The organism is Streptomyces sp. MBT53 (assembly GCF_016654115.1).
Lineage (GTDB): Bacteria > Actinomycetota > Actinomycetes > Streptomycetales > Streptomycetaceae > Streptomyces.
In genome coordinates this window covers 48,221-61,798 of record NZ_JAEQAZ010000032.1, presented here as the reverse complement: position 1 = coordinate 61,798, position 13,578 = coordinate 48,221, and the positions used below count along the sequence as shown (strand labels likewise).

Genomic DNA, 13,578 nt, shown 5'->3' with positions numbered 1-13,578 from the left:
TCCCTGGGTCGGGCGCCCACCCCGTGACCCGCGCCCCCGCCCCGTCGACGACCAGCTCGGCGATGTCGCCGGGACGACGGTAGACGCGCTCGGTGACCATGGCCCGGTCTGCGACGAAGAGTTCGTGGAGAGAGCCGTCGACGAGCAGCCGGAGCGCGAGTTCCGGACCCTTCGGCACGTGCACGGTGATCGGGGCGGAGCCTTCCCTGCCGGTACGGGGCCAGGCGCTGCGGTCGAGGACGACCGTCCCGGAGGCAGGGTCGGCCCGGATGGTCAACTCCCGCCCCGCCGCGTCCCGGAGGAGGCTCACCGTGGTCGGTCCGCACGCGGTGACCGTCAGGTCGTACGACTGTGGGAGCGGGACCCTGCCCGGCGGCCCGGTGACGAACGGCCCGGCCGGGCGCAGCAGTTCGAGTTCCGGGGCGGGGGTCACACGGAGAGAACCGTCCGGGTGGACATCGACCACCCGGGGTGCCGTGAGTACGCCTGCCCATCCGGCCCTGTCCGTCTCCTCCTGCGGGCGGGCCTCCCACGACCAGCCCCAGAGCAGTGCGCGGTCCGGTTCCTGGAGCACTGCGGGGGCGTAGAAGTCCCGTCCCTGGTCGAGTCGGCCGCCGGTGCGGGGCGTGAACCTCAACTCGCCCTGGCCATCGGGCTCCAGACGGCCCGTCAAGTAGCCGGTGGAGCAGGGGTCTCCGTCCCAGAGGGACAGCAGGAGTACGTGGTCGCCGGCCGCTGTCCGGTAGATGTGCGGGCACTCCCAGCCCACCGACTTGTCGCCGAACACCCCGGCCGCCACCGGGTCGTTGCCGTCCAGCAGCACTCCGGCGAACCGCCAGTCGGTCAGGTCGTCGCAGTCGTAGAGGAGGACCGACGGTGTGCCGTCGGCGTGCCCGGCGCCGACGAGGGCCCAGCGCCTGTCCTCGTGGTGGAAGACGAAGGGGTCGCGGAACATCACCACGTCCAGGCCCGGTGGCGGGCCCGCCACCACCGGTGTCGGCAGCGGTTTCCACTCGGTCAGCCGGTCGTCGTCCGGGTCCGTCGCCCGTGCCAGGCAGATGGTGCCGAGTCCGGTGTGGGCGTGGTCAACTCCCGTGTACACGGCGGTCGGTGTGCCCGCGTCGTCGGTCACGCAGCCCGACCAGCAGCCGGCCTCGTCGGGGCCGCCGGGTGTCGGGGTGAGCGCGATCGGGTGGTGCTCCCAGTGCGCCAGGTCGGTGCTGGAGGCATGGCCCCAGTGGACGTTCGCGTGCACCGGAGCGTCGGGGTTGTGCTGGTAGAAGAGGTGGTAGCGGTCCCGCCAACGGAACGGCCCATTGGGGTCGTTGATCCAGCCGGCGGGCGGACGGACCCTGAAACGCGGTGCGTTGGGGTCATGGTTCAACGGTTGACTCCTGCCGAGGTGATGCCCTCACGCAGAGGGCGCTGGCCGACGACGAACACGGCGAGGGCGGGGAGCATGGAGAGGACTACACCGGCGAGGACGACGGAGATCGAGCCGGTGCCGAGGTTGCCCTGGAGGGAGACCAGGCCCAGCGGAAGCGTGTAGTTCTGGCTGGAGGTCTCCAGGATCAGCGGGCGGAAGAACTCGTTCCAGTGGTAGTTGAAGGCCAGTACGCCGACGATCGCCAGGCCGGGCGCGGCCAGCGGCGCGTACACCGAGCGGAAGATCCGCCAGGGCCCCGCGCCGTCCAGCATGGCCGCCTCGCCCAGATCCTTGGGCATGCCGAGGAAGTACTGGCGCATCAGGAACGTGCCGAAGGCGGTCGGGAAGGCCGGGAGGATGAGGCCGAGGAGTGTGTCGGTGAGGCCCATCGACTTCAGCACCAGGAACACCGGCACGATGGTGACCTGCAACGGCACCATCATGGTCGCCAGGACCAGGCCGAAGAGCGGCTTCTTGAAACGGAACTCCAGGCGCGCGAAGGCGTATCCGGCCAGGCCCGCCGTGATCATCTGGCCGGCGGCGATCAGTGCCGTCACGAGAGTGGAGTTCAGGGCGAGCAGCCACACGTCGATCTGGTCGAAGACCCCGCGGTAGGCGGCGGTCGTCGGATGCGTCGGGACGATCTGCGGGGGCAGGTCGAAGGACTGGGCCGGAGTGCGCAGTGAGGTGGAGACGGTCCAGATGACCGGGCCCAGCGTCAGCAGGGCGCACACGGTCAGTACGGCGATCCGGGTCCAGGGGGCGAGTGAGTACCGTACGCGGCTCAGGGGCGGGGTCGGGGTCGCTTTCAGGGTCGGGCTTGCTTGGCTCATGGCGCTCATGCGGCTCACCGGCTCACTGGTAGTGGACGAAACGCCGGCTGAGCCGGAACTGGAGGGCGGTGACCGCCATGATCAGCACGAAGAGCAGCGTGCCCACCGCGGACGCCTCGCCGAAGTCGAGCTGCTCGAAGGCCCGTTCGTAGATCACCATCACCACGGTGCGGGTGGCGTCGCCGGGTCCGCCGTCGGTGAGGACGTAGGGCTGCTCGAAGACCTGGAGGGCGTTGATGATGCCGACCACCGACGCGACGAGCAGCGTCGGCGACAGCAGCGGCAGCGTGACACCGAGGTGCTTGCGCAGGCCGGTCGCGCCGTCGAGCGCGGCGGCCTCGTGGATCTCCTTCGGGATGTTGTTCAGACCGCCGACGAACAGCAGGAACGAGAAGCCGAACTGCTGCCAGACGTAGACCAGGACCACCGTGGCCATCGCCGCGTGCTCCGAGGTCAGCCAGGGCACGGGTGCGATGCCGACCAGGCCGATCAGCCAGTTCACCACCCCGAAGTCCTGGTTGAACAGGTACTTCATCACCACCGAGATGGACGCGGCGGACAGCACCAGCGGGAAGAAGAACGCCGAACGGAACAGCGACCGCAGCCACACCGGCATCCGCGCGTTCAGCGCGAGTGCCAGCGACAGCGCGATCAGCAGTTGCAGCGCGACCGCGAGGACCATGAAGACGAGCGTGTTGCGGAAGGAGACCAGGACCGTCGAATCCGTGAAGGTGGTGCGGTAGTTGGCGCCGCCGGCGAAACGGGGCGGGTCGATCACGTTCCAGTGGAACAGGCTCAGCACGAGCGACCCGATGATCGGCACGACCGTGAAGACGACGATGCCGACGACCGTGGGCGCCAGGAACAGCGCGGCCAGCAGCCGGGAGCCGCGGTCGCGGACGGACGGCCGCCGTACGGCGACGGCAGTTGGTGGTGTGGCGGGCCGCGAACGTACGCCCGGCACCTCGGAGTTGGGGACCTGAGTGTTCGTCATATCTCACGCTCCATGGCCCGCTCCAGGTCGCCCTGCATCCGGCGCAGCGCGGGACCCACCGCGCGCGGCGAGGCCAGCGCGGTGCCGGTGTACTTGAGCAGGACGTCGGTCACCTCGGCGACCTGCGGCGGCGCGGGGATCGGGCCGGTGTCGGGGAACCGGTCGAGGGTGTCGTAGAAGACCTGCCAGTGCGCCGGGCCGCTCTCGGCGTAGCGTGCGGCGTTCAGCATCGAACGGCGGGCCGGGGTGGTCTGGTTGCTCTTGAACAGCATGGTCATGGTGTCCTTGCGGGCCGCGTACTTGATGAACTCCCAGGCGGCTTCCTGCTTCTTCGAGGTGCGCAGCAGCGCGTAGCCCGCCGCGCCGAACTGGTGGCGCTGGGTGCGCCAGCGCGGGAAGTACTGCACGTCGTAGCCGTCGGCCCGCATGCCGGCCTGTTGCAGGCCGCCCGCCCAGAAGCCGCCCGCCGGGGTGACGCCGACGCGGCCGGTGGAGAACACGCCGACCAGATTGCTGCCGTTGCCGCCCTCGGGCCGGGTGCACAGATCCTCCTGGACGAGGGAGGCTAGATAGTCGTACGCCTCCTCGACCCGGTCGGCGGTGGCCTGCGGGGTCGTCCAGCGGAAGCCGCCGCCGCGCCCCTGGCGGTCGGTCGCCGGGTAGAAGCTGTCCCACAGCCACGAACCGCCGGGCGCCTTCGACTCCTTCAGCAGGTTCGTGCCGTTCGCGAAGAGCCAGGGGACCACGCCGCCCCACAGCCGGTTGGTCCAGAAGTACGGCGTGAAGTGCGCGTCACCGGCCTGCTTCATCTCCCGCAGCAGCGCGGTGAAGTCGTCGCGGCTCCAGTCGGCCGCCGGGAAGCCGGCGCCCGCCCGCTTCAGCACCTGCTTGTTCAGGTACATGTCGGCGGCGTTGAACTCCATCGGGAGTTGGTAGAGGTGCCCCTCGTACATCATCGACTCCACCAGCGAGGGGTGGACGTCGGCGAAGTACTCGCGCAGTTCCGCCGCGTCCCGCCGCACCCAGCGGTCCAGGGCCACGCCGAGCCGCTGGGCGAACAACTGCACGCCCTCGGTGGCCACATACACCAGGTCGGGGGCGGTGCCCGCGGCGATCTGGGTGAGGATCTTCGCGAAGAAGTCCGACCAGTCGACGGCCTGCACCGCGTTCACCCGCAGCGGGATGTCGGGGTGGATGCGGTGGAAGCCCTTGGTGAGGGCGTCGACGGTGGCCGGGTCGAAGGCGGAGCCGAGGGTGGCGACGACGAGGGAACCGTCGTCGCGGCCGGGGATGTCGGCTCCCGTGAGCCGGTCCCAGCTCGCGGCGGTCCCGGCCAGGGCGGCTGCTCCGGCCCCGTACGCGCCGTACCGCAGCAGTGTGCGGCGGGGGATGTGCGAGTCAGTCATCAACGGGCCTAACTCGTGTTAGTTCAGGGGTGATGCCCAGATGATGGGAACCGGGCGGCGGGCCTGTCAAGGGTCGGGGAGGCTTGACCTTTAACGGGTTAGGCCTCTTGACCTTTATCGAGTTAGGTCTACAGTCCTCGTTCACATGAGCCGCACGAGAGGAACGATGTGCCATGCCCGGAACATCGGGGATTTCATCGGGGATTTCAACGGGGATCTCCCGGAGATCACTGTTCGCGGGGTCAGCGGTGGGGGCTGCCGCCGCGCTGCTGTCCAGCGGAACGGCCACGGCCGAGGGCGGGACCAAGTCGGCCGCGTGCGGGGCGAGTTACCGCGCCGCGTACCACTTCACGGTCCCCGACCAGTGGAAGAACGACCCGCAGCGGCCCGTCTGGATCGACGGCGAGTACCGCTACTACTACCTCTACAACGCCGACTACTTCACCGGCGCCGTCGGCACCGCGTGGCGCCTGGCCACCACCACGGACCTGGTCTCCTTCACCGACCGAGGGGTCGCGGTCCCCAAGGACACCACACCCAACGGCGATCTCTGGTCGGGTTCGGCGGTGGTCGACACGGGCAACACGGCCGGGTTCGGCGCGGGCGCGGTCGTCGTCATCGTCACCATGTCCCCCGGCGGCGGCACCGACCACCAGGAGCAGTTCCTGTACTACTCGACCGACGGCGGTCTCACCTTCACCAACCACGGCACCGACCCCGTCCTGCCCAACCCCGGAGTCGCCGACTTCCGCGACCCCAAGGTGATCCGCGACGAGGACCGGGGCCGCTGGGTGATGGCCCTCGCCGAGAACGACAAGGTCGGTTTCTACCACTCCGACGACCTCAAGTCCTGGACATACGTGGGCGGTTACGTCCACGACGGCATCGGCGTCCTGGAGTGCCCCGACCTGTTCCGCATCACCGCCGACGACGGCACCGTGAAGTGGGTGCTCGGCGTGAGCGCCAACGGAAAGGGCTCGGGGCTGCCCAACACGTACGCCTACTGGACGGGTTCCTTCGACGGCAGCGCGTTCACCGCCGACGCGAGCGATCCGCAGTGGCTCGACCACGGCTGGGACTGGTACGGCGCCGTCACCTTCGAGAAGCGGGACGCGAGCGGCGCGGTGGACACGGCCGCCCGGTACGCGATCGGGTGGGTGAACAACTGGGACTACGCCAACACCACCCCCACCATCGACTGCGACGGCTTCAACGGCACGGACTCCGTCGTCCGCGAGATCACCCTGCGGAAAGCGTCCGACAACACGTACTACCTGGCCTCCAAGCCCGTCACCGGCCTCGACTCGTACGTCTCCCGCACCGTGAACCTGGGCGACGTGACCGTGGACGGCACGAAGGTGCTCGACTACACCGGTATCTCCTACGAGGTGACGACCGAGCTCACCTGGTCCCAACTCACGGGCGCGGGCCTCCAGTTGAGGCGCTCGCCCGACGGCGGTCGGCACATCGACGCCGGGATCTACGCCGACTATGCCTTCCTCAACCGACGTAACACGGTGAACGCGGACACGTCCGGCAAGTGGCAGGAGAGCCACACTCCGTTCGACCCGTCCGCCGGCACGGTGAAGCTGCGCATCCTGGTGGACCGCACGTCGGTGGAGATGTTCGTCGACGACGGCCGCTACGTGCACACCAGTCAGGTGTTCCCGTACCTGCTGGACACCCGGCTCGCGCTGTTCACGATCGGCGGCAGCGCGGTGTTCCGGAACACGGTGATACGCGAGTTCTCGGTGTGATTCTCGGCGCAGGGCCGGCCAGGGGCGCGGGTGGGCACCACTCTCAGCACGTTCCGGGACCGACGTAACCGAGTTCGCCGACAGACGGTCAGCGGCGGCGCATCGTCCGCAGGGCCTCGACCAGCACCTTCGGGTCGTGTCCGCCCTTGTGGACCGGCGGTGGCCGCCGGTCAAGACCCAGCAGCCCGGCTACGGCGGTCCAGGCGGTGCGTACCGAGTACTCGACGGTGAAGACGACGTCGTCCGGCACCTCGGCGTACTGTCCGATGAAGGCCAGGTTGGTGGAACCCTCCGGAACGACCTGCGGGCGGTCCCCGCTACTGCGGACCAGGAACTGGCTGGTGATGTACGGCATCAGCGCCGGGATCACGATCGAGTGGTCGAGGAGCTGCGGGACCCTGCTCGAACCGCAGGTGCTGCAGCGCCTCGTCCAGGATCTCCCGGCCGGTGCACTCACGCATCGGCTTGCCGACGAAGTCGCCTTCCCTGTCCGGGAAAAGGCCGTAGCCCCACCACACGAAGGTGTCCTCCAAAGACGCCGGGGAAGCGACCGCATCCGCGCGCTCACCGGCGGCCTGGCCTCCACCGCCTTCACGGAGCACCTGAGCCGGCGCACCACATACGCCGTCTACGCGCAGTCGCCATCGCCCTCGTACCCCTGCTGATCGCATGCGGCGCGAGCCCCACGGCCGCGTTCGCGAGGGTCCTCGGCCTCTTCCATCTCCTCGTGGCACCATCGCCTCCTCCGCCCTGACGCGGTTCGCGGGAGCCGCGCTGTTCGGACCGGGCGGCGGCCACCACGGCCTGTTCGCCGTGTTCGTATGGTTGACGTGGCCCTCGACGAGGTCGGAGTTCCGTGCAGGATGCGGTCCCACGGCGGGGCGCCGCTTCGGTGCCCCGCCGTGGGGAGACGTCAGTCCACGTACCACTTGCCGCACAGGGTGGTGCCGTCGATCTCGGCGCAGGCGCGTGCGGCGTAGTTGGCATTGAAGACGGACTGCGTGCGGCTGCCGGTGTAGGGGCCGCACATCTTCCAGCCGTCGCTCTTCGCCGACTGGTCGCTGACGATGCCCTTGAAGTCGGGGAACGCGTGGAAACTGCGGTCGACCCACAGCCGGTCGCCGGCCTTGCGGCCGGACTTGATCTCGGCGCGGCTGTATCGGTCGAGCGCCGACTCGTTCTGCAGCTCCACGCGGCGACCGTTGTAGTTGAACGAGGCTCCGGACTCGACGGCTTTGAAGACGCCGATGACGCCGATGCCGTCGCAGTCGGCCTCGGTGGCCGAGGCCGCCGACGCGGGGACGAAGGCTATGGCGCCGCTGCTGACCAGCACGGCCGAGGCCGCGACCACGCGGCCCATACGGTGCTTCTTCACATGGATTCCTTTTCCACTGGGGTGACATATGCGGGTGGGGAGCGACCGCCGCGGCGGCGTTCCGCGTTGCCCACCGGATCGTGCGCCACGGACCTTGTGGAAACCTTGTGAACTCGCTGTGACGCGGAGGTCGAGCGGAATCGGTGTCTCGGTCGGCATCCCGCCGGGACACGTTCGGCACCGCCGGACAACAACTGATCGCCGGACGCCGGCCTGCGACAAGCACCGGCTTCCGCTCCAGAGCCGTCCCCGTTACAACCAAAGCGCGCAGAGGTCGAATCCAGGCGTCGAGGCCGAAGGGCCGTAACTCGCAGGTAGAGGTGGGTGGCTCCGGCGCATGAATCAGCAGCTACCAGCCCAAAAGACCTGGTCAGAGTCCCCACAGTAAACACCTTGTAGCGTACTACGCGTATAGTTTCGCTGTGAGCAACTACAGTCCAGATACTGAAACGACAGGTTCGCAGTCCGGCGGGGTGCAGTCCGTGGACCGTGCGATCAGCGTGCTGGAGATTCTCGCCCAGCGTGGCGAGGCCGGAGTGAGCGAGGTGGCCGGCGAGATCGACGTGCACAAGTCGACCGCGTTCCGGCTGCTCGGCGCGCTGGAGGCGCGGGGGTTGGTGGAGCAGGCGGGTGAGCGCGGGAAGTACCGGCTCGGGTTCGGAATCGTGCGGCTGGCCGGTGCGGTCACCGGGCGGATCGACATCACCCAGCAGGGACGCCCGGTCTGCGAGCGTCTCGCCGAGGAGATCGGCGAGACGGTCAACATCGCCGTGATGCAGGAGCAGTACGCGATCAACCTGTACGAGGTGCGCGGCCCCGGCGCCGTCACCGCGCACAACTGGGTGGGCGAACTGACCCCGTTGCACGCCACGTCCAGCGGCAAGGTTCTGCTGGCGCACCTGCCCGCCAAGGAGCGCGCCGCGCTGCTGTCGGAGGCGGGCCTGAAGAAGGTGACCCCGGGGACCATCACCTCGAAGACGAAGCTGGAGAAGAACCTCGCCGAGGCCCGGGAGCGCGGATACGCCTGGACGCTCGAGGAGTTGGAGGTCGGGCTGCACGCCGTGGCCGCCCCGGTGCGCAACCGGGACGGCGAGGTCATCGCGGCGGTCAGCGCCTCGGGACCGGCCTACCGGTTCACCGAGGAGCGGCTGCACGAGCTCGCCCCGATCCTGGTGAAGGGTGCCGAGGAGATCAGCCACCGCATGGGTTACCTGGGCTGAGTCACCTCGGGTTGATTCCCAGGCGCTCGTTCACCCAGTCGTGGAACGCGCCGATGTGATGCTCGCTGGGCACCAGCACCCCGCCCTTGGCGTACATCCGTGAGCTCATTCCGGGTTGTGTGCGCTCACACGCCTCGAAGTCCTGGCGGTTGACCCGGTCGAAGAGTTCCACGGACCGGCTGACGTCCTTGCCGCTCTCGACGACGTGCGGGAGGTAGAGCCAGTCGCACTCGACGATCGTGCGGTCGACGGCCACCGGGTACATCCGGTGGAAGATCACGTGGTCGGGGACGAGGTTGATGAACACCTGCGGCTTGATGGTGATCGCGTAGTAGCGGCGGTCCTGGTCCTCGCTCACCCCCGGGATCCGGTCGAGCCCTTCCGACCCGTCCACGGTGAAGCCCTGCACCTCCTCGCCGAACTCCGCGCCGTGGCCGACGTAGTACTGCGCGGCGTAGCCGTCGGCGAACTCCGGGAGTACTTCGGTGAGTTCGGGGTGGATCGTGGCGCAGTGGTAGCACTCCATGAAGTTCTCGATGATGAGCTTCCAGTTGGCCTTCACGTCGTAGACGATGCGCTTGCCCACCGAGAGGTGGTCGATGTCGTAGTGCTCGAGGGACTCCACGTCGCCGAGCCGGGTGACGACCTCGCTGATGACGTCCTCGTCGAACGACGGCGGGTTCTCGGCCAGGTTGACCCACACATAGCCGAGCCATTCGCGGACGGCGACGCTCACCAACCCGAATTCGGTACGGCCGACGTCCGGCATCTTCGTCAGGTTCGGCGCCGCGACCAGCTTGCCGTTCAGGTCGTACGTCCAGGCGTGGTACGGGCATTGGAAGGCACGCTTGACCTCGCCGGTCTCCTCGGTGCAGAGCTTGGCGCCGCGGTGGCGGCAGACGTTGAAGTAGGCGCGTATGGAGTTGTCGCGGGCCCGGGTGATCAGGATGCTCTCGCGGCCGACGTCCACGGTCCGGAAGGCGCCCGGTTTGGCGAGTTCGGAGGAGCGCACGGCGCAGAACCACATCGTCTCGAAGATGCGTTCCTGTTCCTGGGCGAAGAGGGCCGGGTCCGTGTAGGAGGAGCCGGGCAGGGTGGCGATCAGGCTGTCCGGCAGGCTGGTCGAGGTCACAGTGCACTCCCTCGGAGAACGTCGTGGATCGGTCGGTCACGCGCCGGGACGAACGACTCCGGACGGCGTAGTTACGGTCAACTCACCGTGGCGGCAAGCTGTTTGCGCCACCGCATGAACAGTCGCGGCTGGTCCATCGCGAGCACGGCGACCGGCTGTCCGGCACACCGGTAGACGGCGAGGAAACTCCGGTCGCCCGGGGCGCCCTCCTCGACGGTCACACTGTCGGCACCGGCGGCGTGACCGGCGAACTGGATCTTCACGCCGTACTGGTCCGACCAGAAGTACGGCGGCCGGGGCACCCCGGGCTCCGCCGCCCCCCAGGACAGCAGCGCGGCCACCGCCGCGTCGGGCCGCTCCCGCGCCCCGGTCCAGTGTTCGACCCGACGGTGCGAACCCGCCCGCGGGTCGTACCAGTTGGCACAGTCCCCTACGGCGACCACGCCGGCGAGGCCGGTACGGCCGTCCGGACCGCACTTGACGCCGTTGTCGAGCTCGACGCCGGAGCCTTCGAGCCAGTCGACGCACGGGCGCGCGCCGACGCCTACGACGACGATGTCGGCGGGGACCGTTCGTCCGTCCTCCAGGAGCACGCCGTCGACGCGGGTCTCCCCGCTCAGCCCCTTCACGCCGACACCGCACAACAGCCGTACGCCGTGGGCCTCGTGGAGGGCGGAGACGATGCCGCCCATGGTCTCGCCGAGCGGTCCCGCGAGGGGGGTCGGTGCCGCTTCGATCACCGTCACGTCGAGGCCGAGGGCGTACGCGGTGGAGGCGACCTCGGCGCCGATGAAGCCGCCGCCGATCACCACCAGCCGTCCGCCCAGGGCGAGTTCGTCGCGCAGGGCGCGGGCGTCGTCCAGGGTGCGCAGGGTGTGCACGCCGGCCAGGCCGTCGGTGCCCGGCAGGTTGCGCGCGACCGCGCCGGTCGCGAGGACGACGCCGTCGGCCCGGACCTCGCGGCCGTCGTCGAGGGTCACCACCCGTTCCGCGCCGTCGGCTCGGAGGGCGATGGCACGGGCGCCGAGCAGCCACTCGGCGCGCAGGTCCTCGTCGTCCGACTCCAGCGCGAGATCGGCCTCGCCGAGGGTGCCCGCCAGGAACTCCTTGGACAACGGCGGTCTGTCGTACGGGCGATGGGGCTCGTCGCCGATGACGACGAGCCGTCCGTCGTAGCCCTGTCTGCGCAGCGAGCGTGCCGCCGACAGCCCGGCCAGCGAGGCGCCGACCACGGCCACGGTCCTCACGCGGGTCCGCCGGCGAGCCGGGACGCGACGCAGGGCGGCAGGTTCGGGGCGTCCGTGGACGGCACGACGTAGATCATGCCGTCCTGGACGAGCACTTCATGGGTACGCACCGGGCGCTTGGCCGGCGGGGCGTCCACCGCGCCGGTCCGCAGGTCGAACTTCGAAGCGTGGAGCGGGCATTCCACCTCGCAGCCCTCCAGCCAGCCGTCGGCGAGCGAGGCGTCCTGGTGAGTGCACGTGTCGTCGATGGCGAAGACCTCGCCGTCGTCGGTGTGGAACACCGAAACCGGCGGATCGATGTCGAGCCGGTAGGCCTCGCCTCGCGGCAGATCCACGAGAAGGCACGCGGGAATCATCATGACACCTCGGTGCGTATAGCGAAACGGATTGCGGTAAGCGCAACGTCAGTTTGAGGGCGCCCCCAAACCCTTGTCAAGGCATCCAGAGGACAGGTGAACCCCGGATCCGACGTTGCCTCTCACGCAACATGCCGCACCATAAGCAACTCCGCATCGACGTCGGGCCCGGCCGCTCAGCCCCCGTTCCCAGCGCGCAGGCGGGCCTCCCGGCGGGCGTGGGAGCGGCGGCCGGACAGGCTCCAGAGGAGGCGGGCCGGTGCCGGGGCCTTGGTGAGGAGGGTTCGCTGTTCTTCGGGGGTCGCCACGGCCATCAGCGCGCTGAAGGCCCGCAGCAGGTGCTTCCTGTCCAGCTTCGCCAGGCTGATCTCGCCGAGTTCCTCCCATTCGGCGACGCTCAGACACTCGGCGGCCAAGGGCAGGTTGGTGTTCTCCTCCTCGTCCATGTGCGCGGTCAGCACCGAGCGCAGTTCGGTGAGTTGATCCGCGACCTGCTCGGCGAGGAGCGGTCGGGGGTCGGCGGCCAGTGCGTCCAGCGCGCCCCGCACGTCCGTGACCAGCTCTTCGAGACGGTGGTGCTGTTCCTCCATGCGCGCGACCGCCTCGGCGCGCACTCCCGTCCGGGCCGTGAGCAGGGGCCAGAGATATTCGTCCTCGCTGGTGTGGTGGGCCTCCAGGCCCATGAGCAGGAACCGCACCGCGTCGACGACCAGCGCGGCCCGCGCGGAGTCGCCGGGCCGCAGCCCGCGCACCAGGTCCGGCAGTTCCGCGCACGACTGCCGGAACGTGCGGTGCACCACGACCATGTCGTGGACATCCGGTTTCGAGGTGACTGTGTCGGACATGGTGCTCCCTAACCCCTGCTCAGCTGCTCGTGGAAACGGTGTGCCAGGTCCGTCAGCTCATCGGCGCTCCGCGCGGTCTGCTGCAGGTCGACGAGAACCTCGTCGGCACCCGCCGCGTGGGCGGCGAGCAGGTAGTCCGAGACCTGGACGATCGTTCCCCGGTGCGGAACGGCGTCGTCCGGTGCGGCCTCGGCCGTCACCGCGGGGTTGACCCGGACGACGGTGCGCAGGGCGTCGGGGTCACGTCCGGCCGCCTCCGCGATCCCCCGGATCTGGCTGATGACGTACGCGAGTTGGGGCACCGGCAGCGCGACTCCGGCCCAGCCGTCCGCGCGGCGGCCGATACGTTCCAGCGTGGCCGGGGTGAAACCGCCCAGGAGCACCGGCGGGCGGGGACGATGCGCGGGGAGCGTTTCGAGGTGCGCGCTCGGGATCGTCCACAGCTCCCCCTTGTACTCGGCCGGGGAGCCGGACCAGACGTGTTCCAGGACGTCCAGGATCTCCTCCAGCCGGGCCCCGCGCCCGCGCCACGGCACCCCGATCGCCTCGTACTCGTCGGACGACCAGCCGAGCCCGAACCCGACGTCGAGCCGTCCCCCGCTGAGGATGTCCACGGACGCCAGCGCGCGGGCCAGCAGGAGCGGGGAGTAGAAGGGGGCGTTGAGCGTGCTGGTCCCCAGGCGCAGCCGTCGGGTGGCGTGGGCCAGGAAGGACAGGGTGACGACGGGGTCCAGGAAGGTGCGGTACTCCTCCGGTACGGGGCCGCCGCCGGGATAGGGGTCCTTGGGCCGCGTCGGTACGAGGGCCCGGTCGCCCACCCACAGGCTGTCGAAGCCGATCTCTTCGACGGCGGCGGCGAACCCGGAGAGGGTGGCGGGGTCCGTGAACAATCCGTACTGGGGAGCTCCCAGTCCGATCTTGAGCATGTGTGTCACCTGTTCGAGAAGCTGGTGCGGTCCGTTGTCGGTCACCGTGCCGAACGCGGAT

General features: G+C 69.4%; 12 protein-coding genes and 1 pseudogene. 2 read left to right on the top strand and 11 right to left on the bottom strand.

All coding sequences use genetic code 11. From position 1 onward, the window contains the following. From JHN45_RS14715 to JHN45_RS14700, 4 genes are all read right to left on the bottom strand, one after another. On the bottom strand, positions 1–1,384 hold a 1,384-nt coding region (locus tag JHN45_RS14715; RefSeq protein ID WP_201049285.1), incomplete at its 3' end, for a glycoside hydrolase family 32 protein. Beyond that, positions 1,381–2,259: a carbohydrate ABC transporter permease gene (locus JHN45_RS14710; protein WP_201049284.1), complete on the bottom strand. Its 879-nt coding sequence runs from the start codon at positions 2,257–2,259 to the stop codon at positions 1,381–1,383. The genes JHN45_RS14715 and JHN45_RS14710, both read right to left, overlap by 4 nt. A 22-nt stretch (positions 2,260–2,281) precedes the next feature. After that, positions 2,282–3,253 carry a carbohydrate ABC transporter permease gene (locus JHN45_RS14705; RefSeq protein WP_201049283.1) on the bottom strand — a complete coding sequence of 324 codons (972 nt, stop codon included), beginning with the start codon at positions 3,251–3,253 and terminating at the stop codon, positions 2,282–2,284. After that, positions 3,250–4,659, bottom strand: coding sequence for an extracellular solute-binding protein (locus JHN45_RS14700; protein ID WP_201049282.1), 1,410 nt, complete (start codon positions 4,657–4,659; stop codon positions 3,250–3,252). The genes JHN45_RS14705 and JHN45_RS14700 overlap by 4 nt, the downstream gene beginning before the upstream one ends. Positions 4,660–4,832: 173 nt before the next feature. On the opposite strand from JHN45_RS14700, the gene JHN45_RS14695 reads away from it, so the two are divergent. Beyond that, entirely contained in the window at positions 4,833–6,416 is a 1,584-nt protein-coding gene (locus tag JHN45_RS14695; protein WP_201049281.1) for a GH32 C-terminal domain-containing protein, read from the top strand. Positions 6,417–6,504: 88 nt separating this feature from the next. Here the strand turns inward: JHN45_RS14695 and JHN45_RS14690 are convergent. Both JHN45_RS14690 and JHN45_RS14685 read right to left on the bottom strand, forming a co-directional pair. Next, a pseudogene (locus tag JHN45_RS14690) lies at positions 6,505–6,946 on the bottom strand (oleate hydratase); the annotation flags it as partial. A gap of 383 nt (positions 6,947–7,329) precedes the next feature. Continuing rightward, on the bottom strand, positions 7,330–7,791 hold the full coding sequence (locus JHN45_RS14685) for a hypothetical protein (protein WP_201049280.1): 462 nt from the start codon (positions 7,789–7,791) through the stop codon (positions 7,330–7,332). A gap of 473 nt (positions 7,792–8,264) precedes the next feature. Here JHN45_RS14685 and JHN45_RS14680 point away from each other — a divergent pair, with 473 nt between their 5' ends. Continuing rightward, a complete protein-coding gene (locus JHN45_RS14680; RefSeq protein ID WP_200710473.1) occupies positions 8,265–9,011 on the top strand; it encodes an IclR family transcriptional regulator in 747 nt (248 codons plus the stop codon). Between the two features lies 1 nt (position 9,012). Here JHN45_RS14680 and JHN45_RS14675 read toward each other — a convergent pair whose 3' ends face one another. The 5 genes from JHN45_RS14675 to JHN45_RS14655 form a co-directional block, all read right to left on the bottom strand. Next, entirely contained in the window at positions 9,013–10,143 is a 1,131-nt protein-coding gene (locus tag JHN45_RS14675; RefSeq protein WP_201049279.1) for an aromatic ring-hydroxylating dioxygenase subunit alpha, read from the bottom strand. 77 nt (positions 10,144–10,220) lie between these two features. Continuing rightward, positions 10,221–11,390, bottom strand: a complete 1,170-nt coding sequence (locus tag JHN45_RS14670) for an NAD(P)/FAD-dependent oxidoreductase (RefSeq protein ID WP_200710449.1) — start codon at positions 11,388–11,390, stop codon at positions 10,221–10,223. Further along, positions 11,387–11,749 (bottom strand): bifunctional 3-phenylpropionate/cinnamic acid dioxygenase ferredoxin subunit, encoded by a 363-nt coding sequence (locus tag JHN45_RS14665; protein ID WP_019069625.1) that lies wholly within the window; start codon positions 11,747–11,749, stop codon positions 11,387–11,389. The genes JHN45_RS14670 and JHN45_RS14665 overlap by 4 nt, the downstream gene beginning before the upstream one ends. A gap of 173 nt (positions 11,750–11,922) precedes the next feature. Continuing rightward, complete coding sequence (locus tag JHN45_RS14660; RefSeq protein WP_201049278.1) at positions 11,923–12,591, bottom strand: hemerythrin domain-containing protein; 669 nt, start codon at positions 12,589–12,591, stop codon at positions 11,923–11,925. Between the two features lie 8 nt (positions 12,592–12,599). After that, entirely contained in the window at positions 12,600–13,517 is a 918-nt protein-coding gene (locus tag JHN45_RS14655; protein WP_201049277.1) for a TIGR03619 family F420-dependent LLM class oxidoreductase, read from the bottom strand. Between the last annotated feature and the right edge of the window lie 61 nt (positions 13,518–13,578).

Bases quoted from the DNA above. Each gene is read 5' to 3' on its own strand.
- JHN45_RS14710 (WP_201049284.1), bottom strand. From the start codon at position 2,259: ATGAGCCAAGCAAGCCCGACCCTGAAAGCGACCCCGACCCCGCCCCTG.
- JHN45_RS14705 (WP_201049283.1), bottom strand. From the start codon at position 3,253: ATGACGAACACTCAGGTCCCCAACTCCGAGGTGCCGGGCGTACGTTCG.
- JHN45_RS14700 (WP_201049282.1), bottom strand. From the start codon at position 4,659: ATGACTGACTCGCACATCCCCCGCCGCACACTGCTGCGGTACGGCGCG.
- JHN45_RS14695 (WP_201049281.1), top strand. From the start codon at position 4,833: ATGCCCGGAACATCGGGGATTTCATCGGGGATTTCAACGGGGATCTCC.
- JHN45_RS14665 (WP_019069625.1), bottom strand. From the start codon at position 11,749: ATGATGATTCCCGCGTGCCTTCTCGTGGATCTGCCGCGAGGCGAGGCC.
- JHN45_RS14660 (WP_201049278.1), bottom strand. From the start codon at position 12,591: ATGTCCGACACAGTCACCTCGAAACCGGATGTCCACGACATGGTCGTG.
- JHN45_RS14655 (WP_201049277.1), bottom strand. From the start codon at position 13,517: ATGCTCAAGATCGGACTGGGAGCTCCCCAGTACGGATTGTTCACGGAC.